Origin of the sequence: Flavobacterium helocola (assembly GCF_038289885.1) — a bacterium.
Taxonomy (GTDB): Bacteria; Bacteroidota; Bacteroidia; order Flavobacteriales; family Flavobacteriaceae; genus Flavobacterium; species Flavobacterium cheniae.
Genome location: NZ_JBBYHT010000001.1, coordinates 208791 through 223149, shown reverse-complemented (window position 1 = coordinate 223149; position 14359 = coordinate 208791). Strand labels below are relative to the sequence as shown.

The 14359-nt window shown below is 30.8% G+C and carries 15 protein-coding genes; 11 read left to right on the top strand and 4 right to left on the bottom strand.

The window, feature by feature from the left end; genetic code table 11:
- Positions 1-5 precede the first annotated feature (5 nt).
- The 6 genes from AAEO58_RS01040 to AAEO58_RS01015 all read left to right on the top strand — a co-directional run bounded on the left by AAEO58_RS01040 (position 6) and on the right by AAEO58_RS01015 (position 3541).
- Positions 6-986 (top strand): cytochrome c oxidase subunit 3, encoded by a 981-nt coding sequence (locus tag AAEO58_RS01040; RefSeq protein WP_341681197.1) that lies wholly within the window; start codon positions 6-8, stop codon positions 984-986.
- A 20-nt stretch (positions 987-1006) separates the two neighbouring features.
- Complete coding sequence (locus AAEO58_RS01035; protein ID WP_133608393.1) at positions 1007-1357, top strand: cytochrome C oxidase subunit IV family protein; 351 nt, start codon at positions 1007-1009, stop codon at positions 1355-1357.
- Between the two features lie 77 nt (positions 1358-1434).
- Entirely contained in the window at positions 1435-2139 is a 705-nt protein-coding gene (locus tag AAEO58_RS01030) for a hypothetical protein (RefSeq protein WP_341681195.1), read from the top strand.
- Between the two features lie 2 nt (positions 2140-2141).
- Positions 2142-2768: an SCO family protein gene (locus AAEO58_RS01025; protein ID WP_341681194.1), complete on the top strand. Its 627-nt coding sequence runs from the start codon at positions 2142-2144 to the stop codon at positions 2766-2768.
- Between the two features lies 1 nt (position 2769).
- Positions 2770-3309 carry a DUF420 domain-containing protein gene (locus tag AAEO58_RS01020; RefSeq protein WP_341682339.1) on the top strand — a complete coding sequence of 180 codons (540 nt, stop codon included), beginning with the start codon at positions 2770-2772 and terminating at the stop codon, positions 3307-3309.
- A complete protein-coding gene (locus AAEO58_RS01015; protein WP_341681193.1) occupies positions 3299-3541 on the top strand; it encodes a hypothetical protein in 243 nt (80 codons plus the stop codon). The genes AAEO58_RS01020 and AAEO58_RS01015 overlap by 11 nt, the downstream gene beginning before the upstream one ends.
- A gap of 33 nt (positions 3542-3574) precedes the next feature.
- On the opposite strand, the gene AAEO58_RS01010 is transcribed toward AAEO58_RS01015, so the two are convergent.
- Positions 3575-4966 (bottom strand): DUF4403 family protein, encoded by a 1392-nt coding sequence (locus AAEO58_RS01010; protein ID WP_341681191.1) that lies wholly within the window; start codon positions 4964-4966, stop codon positions 3575-3577.
- Between the two features lie 115 nt (positions 4967-5081).
- On the opposite strand from AAEO58_RS01010, the gene AAEO58_RS01005 reads away from it, so the two are divergent.
- The 3 genes from AAEO58_RS01005 to tsaB all read left to right on the top strand — a co-directional run bounded on the left by AAEO58_RS01005 (position 5082) and on the right by tsaB (position 8608).
- A complete protein-coding gene (locus tag AAEO58_RS01005) occupies positions 5082-6515 on the top strand; it encodes a TolC family protein (protein ID WP_341681189.1) in 1434 nt (477 codons plus the stop codon).
- 20 nt (positions 6516-6535) lie between these two features.
- On the top strand, positions 6536-7849 hold the full coding sequence (locus tag AAEO58_RS01000) for an efflux RND transporter periplasmic adaptor subunit (RefSeq protein ID WP_341681188.1): 1314 nt from the start codon (positions 6536-6538) through the stop codon (positions 7847-7849).
- Positions 7850-7948: 99 nt separating this feature from the next.
- Complete coding sequence (gene tsaB, locus AAEO58_RS00995; RefSeq protein ID WP_341681187.1) at positions 7949-8608, top strand: tRNA (adenosine(37)-N6)-threonylcarbamoyltransferase complex dimerization subunit type 1 TsaB; 660 nt, start codon at positions 7949-7951, stop codon at positions 8606-8608.
- On the opposite strand, the gene AAEO58_RS00990 is transcribed toward tsaB, so the two are convergent.
- Positions 8609-9379, bottom strand: coding sequence for a mechanosensitive ion channel family protein (locus tag AAEO58_RS00990; RefSeq protein WP_341681185.1), 771 nt, complete (start codon positions 9377-9379; stop codon positions 8609-8611).
- A gap of 100 nt (positions 9380-9479) precedes the next feature.
- Entirely contained in the window at positions 9480-9680 is a 201-nt protein-coding gene (locus AAEO58_RS00985; RefSeq protein ID WP_262316947.1) for a dodecin family protein, read from the bottom strand.
- Positions 9681-9814: 134 nt separating this feature from the next.
- On the opposite strand from AAEO58_RS00985, the gene AAEO58_RS00980 reads away from it, so the two are divergent.
- Entirely contained in the window at positions 9815-12067 is a 2253-nt protein-coding gene (locus tag AAEO58_RS00980; protein WP_341681183.1) for an inorganic phosphate transporter, read from the top strand.
- Between the two features lie 44 nt (positions 12068-12111).
- Here AAEO58_RS00980 and AAEO58_RS00975 read toward each other — a convergent pair whose 3' ends face one another.
- Entirely contained in the window at positions 12112-13011 is a 900-nt protein-coding gene (locus AAEO58_RS00975; RefSeq protein ID WP_341681182.1) for a NifU family protein, read from the bottom strand.
- Between the two features lie 325 nt (positions 13012-13336).
- Between AAEO58_RS00975 and AAEO58_RS00970 the strand changes: the two genes are divergently transcribed.
- Positions 13337-14332, top strand: a complete 996-nt coding sequence (locus AAEO58_RS00970; RefSeq protein ID WP_133608367.1) for a PorP/SprF family type IX secretion system membrane protein — start codon at positions 13337-13339, stop codon at positions 14330-14332.
- The last annotated feature ends 27 nt before the right edge of the window (positions 14333-14359 follow it).

Sequence of the window (14359 nt, the reverse complement as noted above, 5' to 3'; positions counted from 1 at the left end):
AATTTATGGGAGCGACAGTTATTTCAGACGAACACGCTTTAGACGGAGGTCCAGGACCATTAGGAGCAACCTATGGTAAAATGATGATGTGGTTTTTCATCTTGTCAGATGCATTAACTTTTTCTGGTTTCTTAGCCGCGTATGGTTTTTCAAGATTTAAATTTATTGAAACTTGGCCTATCGCCGATGAAGTTTTTAACCACTTTCCATTTTTACATGGTGTAAATGCGCCAATGTATTATGTAGCGTTAATGACTTTTATCTTAATTTTCTCTTCAGTTACTATGGTTTTAGCTGTTGATGCTGGTCATCACATGAAAAAATCAAAAGTAGCGTTCTACATGTTTTTAACTATTATCGGAGGTTTTATCTTCTTAGGTTCTCAAGCTTGGGAATGGAAAAACTTCATCAAAGGAGAATATGGTGCAGTAGAAACTAAAGGAGGTTCAATCTTACAGTTTGTTAAAAAACAAGAAGATGGTACTTTTAAAAGAGTAGCTCTTGCTGATTTTTCTGTTACATTACATGAAGAAAGAACACAACACGAAAGAAATAATGGAGTTTGGTTCATGGACGAAGCTACTTTGCCAACCTATTCTGTTAACGAAGTAGTAGAAGGTTTCAAAGCTGATGAGTCGATTTTAATTCGTTCTGAATTTTTGAATGCTGAAAAACATAAAACAGTTTTATCAAGAGAAGAGTCTTTAAAAAGATTAGCAGACGCTAAATATGTAGTTGAAGGTGCTAACTTAGTTAGAAACGAATACGGTCATAAATTATTTGCTAATTTCTTCTTCTTTATTACAGGTTTCCACGGTTTCCACGTATTTACAGGAGTATTAATTAATATCATCATTTTCTTTAATGTGTTATTAGGTACTTACGAAAAGAGAAAAAGCTACGAAATGGTTGAAAAAGTTGGATTATACTGGCACTTTGTCGATTTAGTGTGGGTATTCGTATTTACTTTCTTCTATTTAGTATAATTATATAATAAAAGTATATCATGGCACACGCACACGAATCAAATACAAAGAGAATTTGGATAGTTTTTGGAATTCTATCTGTAATTACTATCGTAGAGGTTTTATTCGGAATCTATAAACCTAAATCATTATTTTTTACTAATTTTTTAGGAATGAACTTATTGAACTGGTTGTTCATCATCTTAACTATTGTAAAAGCATATTACATTACTTGGGCATTCATGCACATGGAAGGTGAAAAAAAATGGTTTAGAAGATCAATTGTTTGGACAGTTACGTTCTTAATCCTTTACTTATGCTTTATTTTGTTAGTTGAAGGAGATTACGTTTACGAAGTTTTCAAAACAGGTCACTTAAAGTGGATATTTTAACACTTGTTTCTAATATATAATCCCGATTTACATCGGGATTTTTTTTACTTTTGTATGAACAAAATTAGTTTCATCTAATGAAAAATAAATTAGTCCTCATATCTCTTTTTATATTGCCTATTGCCATTTATTTGGTGTTTTCTACGGCATCTCATAATTCTCTTTTTTTACCAACGATTTCTAAGAACAATCAAGAAATTCCTTCCGATTGGTCAAGTTTAGACGGAACAAAACAGGCAATGAAAGGAAAAATTACTGTTTTAGGCTTTGTAGGTACAGAAGTAATTACAAATCGCGGTAACTTTTTCAATCTGAATCAGAAGATTTATAATAAATACAAAGGGTTTAAAGATTTCCAAATGATTATGGTGGTTCCTTCTGGAAAGGAAACAGAATGTCAACAAATCATTGATGAATTAGCTCCCATTACAGGAGATATGAGTGGTTGGAAGTTTGTTTTTTCAACTCCAGAAAAAATTCAGGAATTCTATGATAGTTACAAATTGAACGGTCAGTTAGATGATAACAAAGGAACTCCAGCGGTTATTATTGTTGATAAAGAATTGAATCATCGCGGTAGAAACGGAAAAAATCGAAATGGTGAGAACGAGTATAAAGAAAGTTATAACACCATTTCAGCTGCCGATTTACATAACGAAATGACAGATGATATAAAGATTATCTTACGCGAATACCGTTTGGCTTTAAAAAAGAATAAAAACGAAAGAAAAGATGCTTTTAGAGATAATATCAAAGAAAACATTGAAAAACAAAATAAATAGTAATGAAGAATAAATCATATATCGGAATTTCATTCATCGTTTTGATTTTCGGGATTTGGGCTGTGCCTAAAATTATTGCAAAATTTCAAAAATCAGATTTAGTAGAAATTGGTCCTGTTCCAGCATTCAAATTAACGAATCAAGATAATAAATCTATTTCCGACAAAGATTATTTAGGAAAAGTATATGTGGTGGAATTTTTCTTTTCAACTTGTCCTACGATTTGTCCAAAAATGAATCAAAGCATGTTGCAATTGCAAGAAGAATTTTATGGGAATCCTAATTTCGGAATAGCTTCCATTACGATTGATCCGGCAAAAGATACGCCTCAAGTTTTGAAAGAACATGCTAATCTATTAGGGGTAAAACATTATAATTGGCATTTTTTAACTGGTGATAAAGAGTATATCTATAGCTTGGCAAACAAAGGTTTTAACTTATATGCCGGTGAAAACAACAAAGTAGCTGGTGGATTTGAGCACTCAGGTTTATTTGCTTTAGTAGATAAGAATGGAAAAATCAGATGCAGAAAAGATGCTCAAGGAAATCCAATTTTGTATTATGATGGGTTAGAGGCTTCTGGAGTTGAAGCTATAAAAGAAGATATCAAAAAATTATTAGATGAATAATATGGAAACGAATAAAGAAACAAAATATAACAAACTAATTGTAGTATTGTCAGTTGCTATTCCGGCTGTTGTAGCTTTGCTTTTTGGAGTTAATCTAAGAAAATTAGGTTATGATGTGCAACCACTATCATTTTTACCACCAATTTATGCAACTATCAATGGATTAACAGCTGTTGTTTTGGTGGCTGCAGTTATCGCCATCAAAAATGGGAACAGAAAATTACACGAAAATTTAATGAAGGTTGCCATCGCATGTTCGGTTGCTTTTTTAGTTATGTATGTGGCATATCACATGACTTCTGATTCTACAAAATTTGGTGGAGAAGGAGCGATTAAATATGTCTACTATTTTATATTGATTACTCATATTTTATTGTCAATTATTATTATTCCATTGGTTTTAACTACGTATGTAAAAGCTTGGTCACAACGATTTGATAAACACAAAAAGATTGCAAAAATTACATTCCCAATTTGGTTATATGTTGCTGTTACTGGTGTAATTGTGTATTTAATGATTTCGCCGTATTATGCAAACTAAATTCAAAAGTTTAAAAATAGTAGTTTTTACTATAGCCTTTTCTCTTTTTTCTAATATCTCAAGTGCCCAATGCGCCATGTGTCGTGCGGCTCTTGAAAGCGAAGAGGGCGGAGTAAAAGCAGAAGCCGTTAACGACGGAATTGTATATTTAATGGCAATTCCATACATATTAGTTGGTATTTTAGGTTACGCCATTTACCGATTGAAATACGGAAAGAAGAAAGAACTTTAAATAAAAAAGGCGTTTCAACTGAAACGCCTTTTTTTATTCCATTCCGTCAATACTAATGCTCATTTTTCCAGAAGTGGTTATGAACGCAATTATTGCCTTATCCGTTAATTCTACTTTTTCAAATTCGAAATCGTTTAAAGTTCCATTTACAAAAACACCTTTCATAGGTGAATAATTTGATAAATATGGATTCATGCTTTTCTTACCTTCTTCTAAATTTCCTTTTATCGAGTAGCGGCAGTTTTCTTGAATTTTTCTTAAAATGGTTCCTTGTAAAAGCCAATTTGCCGATTTAGTCAAAATTCCTTTTGTATTTAACACATAATCCATTTGGTCAAAGTAAATCTCTTTTGTGATTGGATTGTAATTTGGAATTCCCGACAAGTAAATGGTGCCGTTAATACTTCCTAAAATATCTAAAGCAATAATCATTTTGCCATCTTTATGCCATAAATCTACTTTTTGAACAACAATCTTTCTACTTCCTGATGCAAATTCTTGACCTTGAAAATTTTTAGTTACAATTTTACTCGCACTTTCATAGGTAGAAACTGCCACCACAGAAGCCGTCGTATTTTCTGGAATTGAAGTTACAGGTTTTAATACAATTTTTGCAGCATCAAAACTATTTTTAGGTTCTTGTCCCACCATGGTTTGCATGTTGCATTTTAAACCCATGTTCAAGGTGATTTTTGATTTTGATAGCTTGGCTTCGGTAACATACAATTCCATTGGAACCATTTTAAACCACGTTTCATATTGCTCGCTGGTTAAAAAAGGCGTGCTTAATTTTTCTAAAACCGATAATACTTGAGGTTTAAAATCGCAAGTTTCGTCAATAGCTTTATCAATTTTTTTTGCAATTTTCGATTTAAAAATACTCAGTGTTGGATTGATAATGTAAGTAATCGGAACATTTTTTCCTGCAACTAAAATACTTGGACTTTCGCTCCATTCAAAATCTTCTAATTTAGAAACCGTAGTAAGTTTCCAATTGGTTAAATGTGTTTTGCTGTTTAGCGTGATGGTTCCGTTTAAATTTACCTCTCTAGTGTCATTCAAACCCATAAAATCGGTTCCGTATTTGAATTTTGCCCAAATTTTCATTGGGATAACCGAAACAATATTTCCGTCTTTTTCAGTTAATTTGATAGGAGCTGTTTTCCAAATTTTCATTTCGGTTTTATCGTCGCTCAAAATCGAATCGTTATAAATTAGTCCAGTTAAATTTTTGTTCAACTGGCTTTCAATTTCTTTTAATGTAACTTCAACAGGCATGGCCACAAACGAAGTTTTGTTTTTATAAACTACTGGTGAATTGTTTGACGGCAAAGGTTTTAATGCCTCAATTTTACTAGTGGTTCCACAAGAAATCACTACAAAAAACAAGCTAAAAATAAGAGTAAAAGCAATAATTGTTTTCATTACAGCAAAATATAAGTTCGGTTTTTTTCGATGTAAAAGTAAAATTTTAATCGATATGCTGTAACAAAATAATAAAAAAGAGGTCTTATAAGAAATGAGAATTAAAGCACATAAAATGATAACAAAAAAAATAGTTCTTTTTCTATTGTTGATTGGTTTTCAACTATCGGCACAGGATAAGAAATGGACTTTAGAAGAGTGCGTAGATTATGCTATTAAAAATAATATTTCTGTTCAGCAGTCAGAGTTAGATTTAAAAAACGCAAGTATTAATAAAAAAGATGCTGTTGGTGCATTTTTGCCAAACATCAATGGTAATGCTTCCCACTCATGGAATATTGGTTTGAATCAAAATATAACTACGGGTTTATTAGAAAATCAAACCACTCAGTTTACTTCTGCGGGATTAAATGTTGGTGTTGACATCTATAATGGTTTAAGAAATCAATTACAACTTCGAAAATCAAACTTACAAATTATTGCTTCTCAATATCAACTAACAAAAATGCAAGAGGACATTGCTTTGAATGTAGCGAATGCTTATTTGCAAATTTTGTTTAACAAGGAAAATTTAAAAGTTCAATTACAACAGAAACAATATAATTTACAACAGTTGGAAAGAACTAAAGAGTTAGTTGAAGCAGGAGTTGTTCCAAACGGAGATTTATTAGACATTAAAGCAACGGTTGCATCGGATACACAAAGAGTAATTGCCGCTCAAAATGCTTTATTAATTTCTAAATTAAGTTTAGCACAATTGCTACGATTAGAAGATTTTGAAAATTTTGATATTGATGAAAATCAGATTCCAGCTTTAAATTCGGAAATCTTATTGCAATCGTCTCAAGATATTATGCAAAAAGCAAAAGAAACAAGAACTGAGTTGAAAATAGCACAATCAAATGTAGAGTTAGCAGAAAAAGATGTTGCAATTGCAAGAGGAGCTTATCAACCAACAATTTCAGGTTTTTATAGTTTTAGTACCAGAGCAGCTTATAGTGATAGAGTTGTAGGGATTCAACCAGATGCTGATAATCCAACATCTGTAATTGGTTATGTTGATGGAACTGGACAGTCTGTACTTCAACCAAATTTTTCGCCAATTTTAGGAAAACCAGAACCAGTTTTTGATCAGTTTAGTAATAATAAAGGGCAAAATTTTGGTTTGCAAATATCGATTCCTATTTTTAATGGATTTGCAACAAGAAACAATGTTCAAAGAAGTAAAGTAGCATTAGAAAGAGCTAAATTAAATTTTGGACAGCAAGAGTTAGATATCGAAAGAACTGTTTTCACGGCTTATACAGATGCAAATTCAGCTAAAGAAAGTTATGAAGCAGCAGAAACAACTTTAGAAGCACGAAAATTATCATTTGAATATGCAAAAGCAAGATACGAAGTTGGATTAATCAATGTTTTTGATTTTAATCAAGCGCAAACATTGTATGTAAACGCGCAATCAGACGTGTTAAGAACCAAATACGATTATATTTTTAGAACCAAAATATTAGAATTCTATTTCGGAATTCCATTAATTAAAAAACAATAATAAAACATAAATACCTAGTCATGTCAAAGAAAACCATATTCATTTTATTAGGAAGTGCAATCGGATTAATCTTGTTATTAGTTGGACTTAAAAAAGGTGGCGTTATCGGAAATAATGATGATTCAAAAATTGTTGAATTATCAAAAGTTGCTCAAACTACCATTGTAGAAACGGTTTCGGCAACTGGAAAAATCCAACCCGAAATTGAAGTGAAAATTTCATCTGAAGTTTCAGGAGAAGTTATCGCTTTACCAATTAAAGAAGGGCAGCAAGTAAAAAAAGGCGATTTATTAGTGCGAATCAATCCTGATTTATATGAGTCTGGAGTAAATCGTTCTGTGGCTTCTATGTCAACTACAAAAGCAGGATTAAGTCAAGCTGATGCTCAGGTTAAAGAAGCAAAAGCCAATTACGACCGAAATAAAAAATTGTTCGATAAAGGAATTATTTCAAAATCAGAATGGGACAGAATTGTATCGGCTTATGAAGTTGCAGTTGCAAGCAAACAATCGGCTTATTATCAAGTACAAAGTGCTTCTGCAACAGTTACTGAGGCAAAAGATAACTTAGGTAGAACCACAATTTACGCTCCAGCAGATGGAACTATTTCGCAATTAAATATTGAGTTAGGAGAAAGAGTTTTAGGAACGCAACAAATGACGGGAACAGAAATTCTTAGAATTGCTAACCTAAACAATATGGAAGTAGAAGTTGATGTAAATGAAAATGATATTGTAAAAGTTAGCATTGGAGATTCAGCTAATATTGAAGTAGATGCGTATTTAAAAAGAGAGTTTAAGGGAATTGTTACGAGTATTTCTAATTCAGCAAGTTCAACTTTAACAGCTGATCAGGTTACGAATTTCAAAGTAAAGGTTAGAATTTTAAAAGAATCATACCAAGATTTATTAGAAGGAAAACCAGCTAATTTCTCGCCATTCAGACCAGGAATGACTGCTACAGTTGATATTATTACGAAACGTAAAGAAAATATTGTAGCTGTGCCAATTAGCGCAGTTGTGATTAAAGATGATACCACTTCAGTTAAAAAAGATATTGTTGCTGAGTTAGAGAAAAAGGAGCAAGAGCAAAAAGGAACGGCTCCTAAAAGTGATAAAAAATACGAGTGTGTTTTTGTGAAAGTGGGTGATAAAGCAAAATTGAGAGTTGTTAAAACTGGAATTCAAGATGATACTAATATTGAAATTATTTCAGGATTAAAATCGGGTGAAGAAATCATTATCGGACCTTATACAACTGTTTCCAAAGATTTAGTTTCTAATGATAAAATTAGAGTGGAAACCGAAAAAGATAAAAAAGAAAGTAAGAAATAGATTTCTTATTAGTTAATTTGGGTAGATAAGGCGTAGGTAACTGCGCCTTATTTTTTTTACGGGTTTATCTTCTTAACTTTGCATTTCAAAAATCTGATTATGTCAATTATTCTAAACATAGAAACGGCAACAAAAAATTGTTCTGTAGCTTTAGCAAATGAAGGAAAAACGATAGCATGCAAAGAAATTGCTGAGCAAAATTTTTCTCATGCCGAAAAATTACACGTTTTTATAGAAGAATTACTTGCTGAAAATAATTTGCAGTTTTCTGACTTGAATGCTATTGCTGTAAGTCAAGGACCTGGTTCTTATACAGGTTTACGAATTGGTGTTTCTTCAGCAAAAGGATTATGCTATGCATTGAATATTCCAATGATTGCTATTGATACATTGCAACTTTTAGCAAAACAAATTCAAATTGAAGACGGAATTATTATTCCAATGATTGACGCTCGCAGAATGGAAGTTTTCTCAGCATTTTACGATAAAAATCACAATCAAATTAGAAATACTCAGGCGGAAATTATTGATGAAACTTCTTATCAAGAAATTACAGAAACAATTCATTTAGTAGGCGATGGAACAGAAAAATTCAAAAACACTTTAATTTACACTAAATTTGTTTTTCATTCGGATGTGGTTTTTCCTTCGGCTAACGAAATGAGTCAGTTATCGTTTGATAAATATCAAATAAGAGACTTTGTTGATGTCGCTTATTTTGAACCTTATTATTTGAAAGATTTCGTTTTGAGTAAATAGTTAAAGCGATATTTCACTTTTACTAAATTCTAAAATATCAGAAGTTGCCTTTAGGTAATCGTTATTGTTTGTCCAAACTTTTACTGTAAATACAATTGTAGTTTCAGACAAATCAGTGACTAAAATTTCTGGTTTTGGATCTTGTAAAACTAAGTAGTGAGAAGAAGCAAAATTTATAATGCTAGTTTTAATTTTAGAAAAATTAGAATCATAGTTTGTTTTTAAAACTAAATCGGCTCTTCTAATTCCTAATTGCGAATAATTTTTGATTTTTCCGTTGGATAAAATTCCGTTTGGAATATAAATTACTTGATTAGTTGCGGTGATTAATCTTGTGGAAAAAATTAAAATTTCATCCACTTTTCCTGTTTCTCCATGTGCTTCAATAGTGTCTCCTAATCTAAATGGCTTGAATAAAATAATTAAAATTCCACCAGCAAAATTAGAAAGCGAACCTTGTAATGATAAACCAATCGCTAAACCAGCTGCACCCAAAATGGTTACAAATGCAGATGTTTCAATGCCTAATTTTGAGATTACGGTTACAAAAAGTAAAACACGTAATGTCCAAAAAATTAAGTTTCCTATAAAATTAGAAAGTGTTAATTCTACATTTCGTTTTATCATGATTTTTTTGGCAGTTTTGGTTATAAAGCTAGTAGCCCATAAACCAACTACAAGAATTAAGATTGCCACTACAAATTTTGGCGAATATTCTAAAACCAATTTTTTCAGGGTTTCGATGTAACTTTGAACTTCTAGAGCTGTCATTCTTTATTTTTTTGCAAAGATATTCAGAGATTTTACTGGGAGCTAAAAAAAGTCATAAAAAAAGCGTTCTATTTTGAACGCTTACTTAATTTTTTTATGATTATTCAATTTCAAAAGTTAGTTTTAGATTTACTCTAAATTCGGTTACTTCGTTATCTTTTACCGAAGCACTTTGATCTTGTACATAAACAGAACGAATGTTCTTTAATGATTTTGCTGCTTGAGCTACTGCTTTTCTTGTTGCGTCTTCCCAACTTACAGTTGAGCTAGACAGAACTTCAATTACTTTTAATACTGCCATAAGAATAGATTTAATTTTAAATTAAAGTTAAGGATTTTTTTCTAAGAACACTTTTTTGTTAAAATTGATAACATTAAATTAACGTTAGATTAAAAATCTTGGAGGACTTTTGCACCAAATTAATTCATAAAAAAATGGAGCAGATTTATATTATTATGTTAATTGCATTAGCAATCCTTGCGGTTACCGATTTAATGGTAGGAGTAAGTAATGATGCGGTTAATTTTTTAAATTCGGCAATTGGTTCTAAAGCGGTTTCGTTTAAAACGATTATGATTGTTGCGAGTTTAGGTGTTGCAGTTGGAGCACTTTATTCAAACGGGATGATGGAAATTGCCAGAAATGGTATTTTTACGCCTAGTATGTTTAGCTTTAATGATGTGATTATCATATTTTTAGCGGTAATGATTACCGATGTATTATTACTCGATGTTTTTAATACTTTAGGATTACCTACTTCAACAACTGTTTCTGTGATTTTCTCTTTATTAGGAGCTTCTGTAGCATTAGCTGTTTATAAAGTATATGTAAGTAATGATAGTTTTAGTACGTTAGGGAAATATATCAACACTGAGAAAGCTTCAGAAATTGTTTATAGTATTTTACTTTCTGTGGCATTATCTTTTGCATTAGGTTCGTTAGTACAATATGTATCAAGGTTAATTTTTACGTTCCATATCGAAAAAAGATATAAATATGTTGCGGCACTTTTTGGTGGAGTTGCCATGACAGCTATTACTTTTTTCATTTTGGTAAAAGGATTAAAATCAATAACATTTGTGCCGTCAGAAATAAAAGATTTCATTAAAGAAAGTCCGTTTACAATTATTGCATATTCATTGATTTTATGGACAATCGTTTGTCAATTATTAATAAGTGTTTTTAAATACAGTGTTTTTAAATTTATTATTATAGTTGGTACTTTTGGATTAGCACTTGCTTTTGCAGGAAATGATTTGGTAAACTTTATTGGTGTTCCAATTGCTGCTTATCAAGCTTTTGAAATTTGGGCTGCACCTGGACAAACTGTTGGAGCAACTGAATTTATGATGTCTGGTTTAGAAAAGGAAAATTTACCAGCACCTTTCATCTTTTTAGCATTAGCTGGATTAGTAATGGTTTATACATTATGGACATCTAAAAAAGCTAAATCTGTAATTGAAACAGAGCAGAACTTATCAAGACAAGGTGAAGGAAACGAAAAATATAATGCCAATACACTTTCAAGAAACATAGTAAGAGGATTTATGTATCTTGGTAATATTATTAGCTTTATTTTACCAAAATCATTACAAGCAAAATTAGATGCGCAGTTTGTTCAGCCAGAATACACCGGAAAAAGAGATGAGCAACCTATGTTTGACATGGTACGTGCTTCTGTAAACTTAATTGTAGCTTCGATTCTGATTTCTATTGGAACTTCAATGAAATTACCATTATCTACAACTTATGTAACTTTTATGGTGGCAATGGGTTCGTCTTTTGCTGACAGAGCTTGGGATAGAGAAAGTGCTGTATATCGTGTGGCTGGTGTATTTAATGTAATTGGAGGTTGGTTTGTAACAGCTTTAGCAGCTTTCTTATCTTCTGCTATCATTGCCTACATCTTATTTGTTGGGGAAGTATTTGCATTCTTTGCATTTATGATTATTGTAGCAATTTTCTTTTACAGAAGTAACCAAATTCACAAAAAGAAAGTTAAAGAAGAAGAAGAAATTAAAAGCTTAAGAAAAGAAGATATTGTAACGTTAAAAGAAATGATTACAGAAAGTTCTTCTCAAATTTCTAAAGTTTTAAGAAAAACAAGTACATTGTATTCTAATGTGGTTGATAATTTAGGCTTACAAGATTTAGCTAAGCTTAAAGAAAATAAGAAATCGCTTAAAAAACTTGAAAAAGAAATCGATGAGTTAAAAAGTAATGTTTTCTATTTTATTAGAAACTTAGATGAGAATTCAGTTGAAGCAAGTAAATTTTATATCTTAATTTTAGGTTATTTACAAGACATGGTGCAGTCGATTGATTACATTACATCAAGCAGTCATTCGCATGTAAATAATAATCATAAGAAATTAAAATTCAATCAAATTCGCGATCTTAAAATAGTTGATACGCAATTGCAAGAATTGTTTAGCCGTTTAGAGGAAAGTTTTAAAACAGAAGATTTCTCTAAATTAGATGAAATTTTAAGAGATAAAAAAGTGTTCTTAGATACAGTATCGGAATTAATCACAAAACAGATTACTAGAATTAGAACAACTGAAACGAGTCCAAAAAACAGTAAGTTGTATTTCTCTTTACTTCTTGAAACAAACGATTTGATAAAATCAATCATGAATTTGTTAGAGTTGTTTAAAGAGTTTAATCAGCAAAACAATAAGAAATAAAAAAAGAGCCGAAAGGCTCTTTTTTGTTTAATATACTTTAGAAATTATCCGTTAATAGCTTCTACTTTAATAGCTTCGTCTTTTAACATATCTTTCAACATGTTTTCAATTCCGTTTTTCAAAGTAAAGGTAGACGATGGACAACCACTACAAGCACCTTGTAAAACTACCTTAACTCTCTTTTCTATTGGGTCAAAAGATTCAAACATAATATTTCCTCCATCGCTCTGAACAGCAGGTTTTACGTATTCTTCAATAATGTTGATGATTTGCTGTGAAGTTACGTCAAGCGTATCAAAATAAGCTTCTTGTTGTTTTTGGTGGATTTCTGTTTTTACGATTGCTGTTTCGTCAATTACAGTGTTTCCGTTTTCAATGTATTCTTTAATGAAAGTTCTTAACTCTAAAGTAATTTCATCCCATTCTGTTACTGCAAATTTGGTAACTGATATATAATTTTCGTCAATAAAAATTTCTTTTACAAAAGGAAACTTAAATAATTCTTTTGCTAAAGGAGAAGCACTTGTTTCATCAATGTTTTTACATTCTAAAGCTGTTTTTGTTAAAAGTTTATTGCAAACAAATTTTAAAACTGATGGGTTAGGAGTGGTTTCAGCATAAACGGTTATAGGTTGTTTTTTAGCTTTGTTTTCATCAATTTGTATGATAACACCACCATTTGAAATAAACTCATTAATTTGATTTGCGACATCTTCTTGAACATCTTCCCATTCTACAATTGAAAATTTTTCAATAGCAATAAAATTTCCAGAGATATAAACTGTTTTTACAAAAGGTAAAAAGAATAATTGTTTTGCTAAAGGTGAATTTTGAGTTTCGTCAATGTTTTTAAATTCAAAGTTTTCTGTTCTAACTATTATTTCATCCAATTCAAATTTTACAATAGCTGGATTTTGAGTTATTTTAGTTGCGATTACTTGCATAATAATTTATTTTTTTGCAAAGATACAAAGTTCAAAAGACTTGCGGTTTGTTTTGGATATAGACTTTTTTATTTAACTTTTTATTAGATTTTGATGAATTAGAAAGTTAGAAACGTTTTTTGTATTCTAATCATTAAAAAAATGTAAATTTAACTTAAGAATATTTTAAGTGAATTGTAAAAGAAACTTAAAAATTTATATCTTTGGCAAGTTCGTAGTAAAAAACCATATTTTTAATTGTTTTTTACCAGCAATGTTCTAATTTTAAAATCTAGAAGATTGATTAGAATAGTAAGATGTATGTTTTCATTAAACAATAACTACAATGAATTTTAAAAAGAGTTATTTTATTTTAGCGTTTTTATTGGCACAATTTTCATTTGCCCAAGAAGGAGTAGCTGTTTATTCGGATTATTTGTCGGATAATTATTATTTGATTCACCCTTCAATGGCAGGAGCTGCTAATTGTGGAAAAATCAGATTAACAGGTCGTCAACAATGGTTTGGCCAGGAAGACGCACCATCTTTACAAACAATTAGTTTTAATACTGCACTAGACGAAGATGGAGTTTCTGGTGTTGGTATGATTTTGTTTAATGATAAAAACGGATATCATTCTCAAAAAGGAGCTAAATTAACCTATGCACATCACTTAAGATTTTCAAGAGGAACATTAGATTTAAATCAGTTATCTTTTGGTTTAAGTGCTGCATTTGTGCAAAGTACGTTAGATGGAACTGAGTTTACTGGATTTGATCCTAATATAGTTCAAGGAGTAATAACTAAAGATGCTTATTTTAATGTTGATTTAGGAGTTTCTTACCATTATATGGATTTCTTTACTCATTTTACAATCAAAAACTTTTTAGCAAACAAAAGAGAGTTATACACAGATGTAGAGTCTGATAATTTAAGTAAATACCTTTGGAGTGCTGGTGCTGTTTTTGGAAATGAGAATGATTTATTATTTGAACCATCTTTTATGTTTCAATATACTTCAGAAACAAAAGAAAAAGCAATTGATTTAAACTTAAAGGTTTATAAACAATTAGAATTCGGAAGATTATGGGGAGGTTTGTCTTACCGTAGAAGTTTTGATGGAGCACAATATGCTTCTGATGGCTCTTTAGAAGAACAAAAACTACAGTGGATTACTCCTATTGTAGGTTTAAATTATGATAAATTCATGTTCTCATACACTTATTCTCATATTATGGGTGATGTGAAGTTTGATAATGGAGGTTTTCATCAAATTACTATAGGTATGAATATCTTCTGTAAAGACAAAGCTTGGGATTGTAACTGTCCAGCTGTTAATTAAAAATAAAAATTTCAATTATATTTGTCC

Coding starts and splice junctions, on each gene's coding strand:
- AAEO58_RS01030 (WP_341681195.1), top strand. CDS start 1,435: ATGAAAAATAAATTAGTCCTCATATCTCTTTTTATATTGCCTATTGCC.
- AAEO58_RS01020 (WP_341682339.1), top strand. CDS start 2,770: ATGGAAACGAATAAAGAAACAAAATATAACAAACTAATTGTAGTATTG.
- AAEO58_RS01025 (WP_341681194.1), top strand. CDS start 2,142: ATGAAGAATAAATCATATATCGGAATTTCATTCATCGTTTTGATTTTC.
- AAEO58_RS00980 (WP_341681183.1), top strand. CDS start 9,815: ATGGAGCAGATTTATATTATTATGTTAATTGCATTAGCAATCCTTGCG.
- AAEO58_RS00975 (WP_341681182.1), bottom strand. CDS start 13,011: ATGCAAGTAATCGCAACTAAAATAACTCAAAATCCAGCTATTGTAAAA.
- AAEO58_RS01015 (WP_341681193.1), top strand. CDS start 3,299: ATGCAAACTAAATTCAAAAGTTTAAAAATAGTAGTTTTTACTATAGCC.
- AAEO58_RS01040 (WP_341681197.1), top strand. CDS start 6: ATGGGAGCGACAGTTATTTCAGACGAACACGCTTTAGACGGAGGTCCA.
- tsaB (WP_341681187.1), top strand. CDS start 7,949: ATGTCAATTATTCTAAACATAGAAACGGCAACAAAAAATTGTTCTGTA.
- AAEO58_RS00985 (WP_262316947.1), bottom strand. CDS start 9,680: ATGGCAGTATTAAAAGTAATTGAAGTTCTGTCTAGCTCAACTGTAAGT.
- AAEO58_RS00990 (WP_341681185.1), bottom strand. CDS start 9,379: ATGACAGCTCTAGAAGTTCAAAGTTACATCGAAACCCTGAAAAAATTG.
- AAEO58_RS01005 (WP_341681189.1), top strand. CDS start 5,082: ATGATAACAAAAAAAATAGTTCTTTTTCTATTGTTGATTGGTTTTCAA.
- AAEO58_RS01035 (WP_133608393.1), top strand. CDS start 1,007: ATGGCACACGCACACGAATCAAATACAAAGAGAATTTGGATAGTTTTT.
- AAEO58_RS01010 (WP_341681191.1), bottom strand. CDS start 4,966: ATGAAAACAATTATTGCTTTTACTCTTATTTTTAGCTTGTTTTTTGTA.
- AAEO58_RS00970 (WP_133608367.1), top strand. CDS start 13,337: ATGAATTTTAAAAAGAGTTATTTTATTTTAGCGTTTTTATTGGCACAA.
- AAEO58_RS01000 (WP_341681188.1), top strand. CDS start 6,536: ATGTCAAAGAAAACCATATTCATTTTATTAGGAAGTGCAATCGGATTA.